The sequence below is a fragment of the Celeribacter baekdonensis genome (genome assembly GCF_900102315.1).
Lineage (GTDB): Bacteria > Pseudomonadota > Alphaproteobacteria > Rhodobacterales > Rhodobacteraceae > Celeribacter > Celeribacter baekdonensis.
In genome coordinates this window covers 1-5,562 of record NZ_FNBL01000029.1, presented here as the reverse complement: position 1 = coordinate 5,562, position 5,562 = coordinate 1, and the positions used below count along the sequence as shown (strand labels likewise).

Genomic DNA, 5,562 nt, shown 5'->3' with positions numbered 1-5,562 from the left:
GAGTAAGCTGAAGAGGATCAATCAGATAATCCGCTGAGAAAGATTTTCTTCTTTACATCTTTGGCATTTTATCAACCAGAAATTCCGGATACCCCAACCTGATACCATTATCAGATGGTTGATAGATCGACTCCGTAGTTGAGTTCCTCTGCGAAGTCCGGCAGTCCGTAACTGAGGTTTTTTTTGTGGAACGGAGAGACCTTCGCAGTCGGCGCCTTCTTCTTGTGCTTCGTAGTGTAGAGCATTCGTGCCCGCATCACCTCGAAGGTGTAACCACGCCCTTCACGGTTCTTGTCCTTCGCCAGTCGGTTGATCGACTCCGTATAGGCGTTGGTGACGGGCATGTCCGTCTCGAAGTAGGTCATGGTCTCTTCGCGCCAGTTTCCCACTGCCCTGACCAGATCGCTCCAGACTTCCTTTTGGCCCTTCGGGATGGTGGCTATCCACTCGTCCAGGGCGGCTTCTGCCTGGAGCCGTGTGGTGGCGTCCCAGATGCCGTAGAAGCGCTCCTTGTGCTCGTAGGCGGCCAGCAGTTGCGGGAACGCGCCTGTCCAGGTCTCCATGATGAGGCGCTCCCGGTCTGAGACTTCGTGAGCGCGTTTCAGCAGGATTTTCCGGTCTCCCTTGAGAGTCCGGCTCTGGGACGGTTTCAGCTCCTTTCTGAGGCCCTTGCGCACTCTCTCTAGGGCATCGTTGGCCATGCGCACCACATGGAACTTATCGACCACGATACGGGCCTGGGGCAGCACAGCCTTGACCGCTGCTCGGTAGGGATTCCACATGTCCATGCTGACGATCTCGACCTTCTGCCGGTCTTTCAGCTTCATCAGGTAGTTGGTCACCACGTCCTGGCGGCGGGTGGCCAGCAGGTCGAGCAGGGTTCGCTCCTCAATGTTGGTCAGAATGCAGCGGTAGCGCTTGTTCAGGTATAGCTCGTCAATGCCCAGGATGCGGGGCGTCTCGAAGCGGTGCCAGCGCCCCAGGAACTCGGCGCGGGCGTTGAAGATGTCGCGCACCGTCTTCTCGTCCAGGCCGGTCTGTGCCGCCACAAAGGTGTAGGGGTGGTTGAAGGATTCCTTCTCCACGTACTCATGCAGCCGCAGTGTCATACGGAATCCGTCCACCATCTCCGGTAGCTGGGGCCTGAATGTTGTCTTGCAGGCCCGGCAGGTGTATCGGCGGCGGACCACCCAGAGAGTGACCCGCTTGCCGTGGATGGGCAGATCACGATAGGGAACGTCACGCTTGCCGAACCGCACGAACTCACCCTGCACGCCGCACCCCTCGCAGGCTACTGGTGTAGGTGCTTCAAGCCGAAAATGTATGTCTTCATTCTGCTCATCAGAATCCACCAACTGGTACCCAGGAAGGCTTAACGAATTAATCATCTCCCGCCTTGATCAGAAAAACAGGTAGGTGGCGTAACCGGCAATCATCGCCATAGCAAAAATGACTGCTAAAAACGCCGCTAAAAGCTTCAGCGTGAACAAAGAGCGCAACAGAATGAGCTCAGTCAGGCTGGCTCCGGCACTGCCGATGATAAACGCTAGCACCGTCCCGGCACCCACGCCTTTGGCCATCAGAGCCGCTGCCAGAGGTATGACGGCTTCAGCGCGAATATACAACGGCACGCCGATGACAGCGGCAACTGGAATGGCAAAGGGATTATCTGGGCCTGCATACTGCTCCAATAAGTCAGTGGGCATGAAACCATAGATCACGCTGCCAATCGCAATACCGATGAGCAGGTAAGGCAACACATCGATAAAGTCCGACCAAGCTTCCCGCCACACACCACTGTACTTCCCTTCTTTCTTAACCGTGACAGTGGGTTGACTGTCACAGCATTCGCTAGACGTAGAGACTGTTGTCTTCCTATCAGCCCCGCAAGAAGCCGTCTTCGGAGTGGTGTCGCAGCTGTTGGTGCCGCAACTCGATGCGGTCGATGTAGCACTGCACGGGCTTGCTGATGAACTACATCCACTGCTCTCTTGTGTCGCCGTCCGGCGCACATAACGCTCGAAGCCAAGCGTGTGAAGCAGCCATCCGGCACCTACCGCGACCACCAAAGCGGCGAGCACATAGATAGCAGTAAGTGTCCATCCAAACGTGGCAACCAGCAGGCCGACGACGATAGGATTCAGCAACGGAGATGAGAAAAGAAACACCATCATCGGCCCAAAACCGGCCCGTGCCCGAATCAACCCTTTCAACATGGGGATAGTCGAGCAACTACAGAAGGGCGTTATAGCTCCTAAACCAGCAGCAAGAAAATAGCCTCGCTTCCCACTGGAAGTCAGTAACGCTTCCACCTTGGATGGTGGGATGTGACGTTGAAGAACTCCGACCAGCAAGCTAATGCCAATGAATAAAACCGATAGCTCGATAGCGAGAAAGGCGAACATGCCTAGAGCGTCTTGGAGTTGAGGTGACATTCAATATTGCTCCTATATTTCTAGTTTTATCGAACTGATGTGCGAAGCCTACTTGCGTTTATCCGGTCTGTCAACTATAATTCGTTCGGTCTGAACAATCCGTTCAGGCTGCTGTGACAGCCTGATACTGGCGGCCTTGGGGGTATGCGGCATTCCGAATGGCGGCGAGAATCCAGGCAAGCCAAGCCCTGAGATGGGCCAGGATCTTGCGGATGTTGTGTCCGCAGGCGTTGAGCACGGCAAAGAGGGCGTCGCCGAGGGTGCCTTTCAGGGGGCAGCGCGACAGGCGCCCGTCGGTTTTCATGTGGCCGATTTCCGCTTCGATGGCGCTTCGGCGGCGGAGATCTGCGGCGAGTTTCGGCGACAGGCCGCGCCTCGTGCCGCTGATCAGGACGCGGGTTCTCTCCTCGCCATGGCCGCGATAGCCGCGGTCGACAACGGCGAGGTCGGGGCGCCGGTCGGTCAGGATCTCCACCTGTTCGAGGGCTTCCTTCAGGGTGTGGCCGTCGTAGGGATTGCCCGCAAAGCTGCGCATGCCGACGACGAAGCCCTCGTCCAGCGTGGTCGCGATGCTCACCTTGCAGCCGAATTCATAACGCACCCGGGCCTTGCCTTTCGAGATGCAGTCGACCTCGGGTTCATGCAGGGCATAGATCTTGCCGGCACCCTTGGGCGGCTGGTGCAGCAGCTGCGACACAAGGGCGAGCTTGGCGATGATGCGATCCCGCAGGCCGCCCTCGGGGATATCCTGCAGGTGGCGGCGCAGATCGCGCATGACACGGCCCGTGTAGCCCTTGAGCCTTTTCAATGCCTTGCGCATGCGCTTGAACTGTTTTGCATGGGCGTAGCGGCCAACCTGCAGCGCCAGCCGTGGGGCGAGACGGGCATAGGATTGCCGCAACTCCACCCCGGCGCCTCGCGCCAGGGCGACCAGTTGATCGCGCGCCCGCTCATAAAGCCGGGCATCCGTGGGATGGGCGATGGCCTTTTCCATGACGGTCGTATCGACCGCAACGCGCCTGGCGCTGTCCTCGTCGATGGCCCCGGACTTCTGCCCGGCCCGGATGGTCTGGGTCAGCAGCCACTCCACGCCTTCCTCGCCGATCCGTCCCCGCCAACGGCTCAGGGAAGACGGGTCGATCGGCGGACGATGCTGGAAGAAGGTCTCGCCAGTGAGGTGCTGATAATAGGGGTTCTCGACCCAACGCGCGACCACCGCCTCGTCTGACAGCCGGTAGGCGTGCTGCAGATACAGCAGCCCCGCCACCAGGCGCGGCTCTGTCGCAGGCCGACCCTTGCCGGACGGGAAGAAGCCGGCCCACTCCCGCTCGAACACCTCCCAGTCGATCAGGGCTGCCAGTTTCACCAGCTCGTGCCCCCCCTCTGTCAGGGTAGTTGTCACCGGTTCTGAAACTGGAAGTGTATGCTGAGGCGGGCGGGAGAGGATGAGGGGTTTGGCATATCCACCGGAACGGAAGGCGGCGGTACTGACGAGGATGCTGCCGCCGAACAACATGCCTCTGGGCCGGTTGGCCAGGGAGGAAGGGATCAGCGTGGCGACGCTCGCCAAATGGCGTGCCGAGGCGCGGGCGAAGGGGCAGTTCCTGCCCGACGCCCACGCAGGGCCCGAGGGCTGGACGTCGCGCGACAAGCATGGGGCGGTGATCGAGACGGCGTCGATGAACGAGGCCGAACTCGGCGAATACTGCCGCCGCCGCGGCATCTATCCCGAGCAACTCGCCGTCTGGCGCGAGGCCTGCGAGCGGGCGAACGACTGGGAGCGGGCTGCCGCGAGCCGGATCGCGCGGGAGACGAGGGACGACAAGAAGCGCATCCAGCAGCTGGAGCGCGAACTCGCGCGCAAGGAGAAGGCGCTGGCCGAGGCGGCGGCGCTGATGATCCTGCGAAAAAAGGCCGAAGCGATCTGGGGCCCGGAGGGAGGCGCGGAGGAATGACGCCTGCTCAGGATCGCCGACATATCTCAGCCCTCATCGACGAGGCGACAGCGGCAGGCGCCCGCCCGACAGCCGCCTGTGCGGCACTTGGCCTGAGCCTGCGCACACTGCAGCGCTGGCGGGATCCGGCCGGCGGGGTGCGCGAGGACCGTCGCCCTTGCGCGGATCGCCCGGCGCCGCCAAACAGGCTGACCGAGGCGGAGCGCGACCGGATCGTGGACACCTGCAACAGCCCGCCCTTCGCGAGCCTGCCTCCGAGCCAGATCGTGCCAAAGCTGGCGGACGAGGGCGTGTACATCGCCTCGGAATCCAGCATGTACAGGGTCTTGCGGGAGCGCGGGCAGAACCACCGCCGCGGTCGCGCGCGCCGGCCTGGCCGGTCACGGCCACCGGCAAGCTTCGAGGCGAAGGGTCCCTGCCAGGTCTGGTCCTGGGACATCACCTGGCTGCCCGGACCCATCGCGGGGATGTTCTTCTACCTCTACCTGATCGTGGACATCTTCAGCCGGAAGATCGTCGGCTGGGAGGTCCACGAGCGCGAGACCGCCGAGTTCGCCGCCCGGGTGCTGGAACGCGCGGTCCGGGCGGAGCGGTGCCTGACCAGCCCGCCGGTGCTGCACGCCGACAATGGCAGCCCGATGAAGGGCGCGACGATGAAGGTCACCATGGAACGGCTGGGCGTGATCGCGTCCTTCAGCCGGCCGCGGGTGTCGAACGACAACCCCTACTCCGAGGCCCTGTTCCGGACCTGCAAGTATACGCCCCGCTGGCCGACCCGCGGCTTCGCGACGATCGACGAGGCGCGGGCATGGGTGATGGACTTCGTGCGCTGGTACAACACCGGGCATCGTCACAGCGCGATCCGCTTCGTCACCCCCGACCAGCGCCACCGCGGCGAGGACCACGCGCTGCTCGCCGAGCGCCACCGTGTCTACCAGCTGGCCCGCGCCGCGCACCCCGAACGCTGGTCAGGCCAGACGCGCAACTGGCAACCCATCGCCTCGGTCTGGCTGAACCCGGAACGCCCCGATGCCGGGCGCAAAGGTCATGGGGCCGCCGACGCGCTCCCCCATCAAGCTGGCGGCGGCGGACCCATGGCCGGGCCAGCCGAACAGGCAGCCTGAAAACGAAACCAGACGACAACTGCTTTGACAAACACCGTGCCGCGGGTC

3 protein-coding genes and 1 pseudogene are annotated in these 5,562 nt (G+C 62.1%); 1 reads left to right on the top strand and 3 read right to left on the bottom strand.

Annotated features, from left to right (window positions below):
- Window positions 1–110: 110 nt before the first annotated feature.
- From BLT54_RS21785 to BLT54_RS21775, 3 genes are all read right to left on the bottom strand, one after another.
- Window positions 111–1,388, bottom strand: a complete 1,278-nt coding sequence (locus BLT54_RS21785; protein WP_074647525.1) for an ISL3 family transposase — start codon at window positions 1,386–1,388, stop codon at window positions 111–113.
- Between the two features lie 12 nt (window positions 1,389–1,400).
- A complete protein-coding gene (locus BLT54_RS21780; RefSeq protein WP_074647524.1) occupies window positions 1,401–2,435 on the bottom strand; it encodes a permease in 1,035 nt (344 codons plus the stop codon).
- Between the two features lie 103 nt (window positions 2,436–2,538).
- The gene (locus BLT54_RS21775) at window positions 2,539–3,837 is read right to left on the bottom strand and encodes an IS5 family transposase (protein WP_425429344.1); all 1,299 of its coding nucleotides are present in this window, start codon (window positions 3,835–3,837) and stop codon (window positions 2,539–2,541) included.
- Between the two features lie 43 nt (window positions 3,838–3,880).
- On the opposite strand from BLT54_RS21775, the pseudogene BLT54_RS21765 reads away from it, so the two are divergent.
- Window positions 3,881–5,415, top strand: a pseudogene (locus BLT54_RS21765) (IS3 family transposase); the annotation flags it as partial.
- Window positions 5,416–5,562 lie beyond the last annotated feature (147 nt).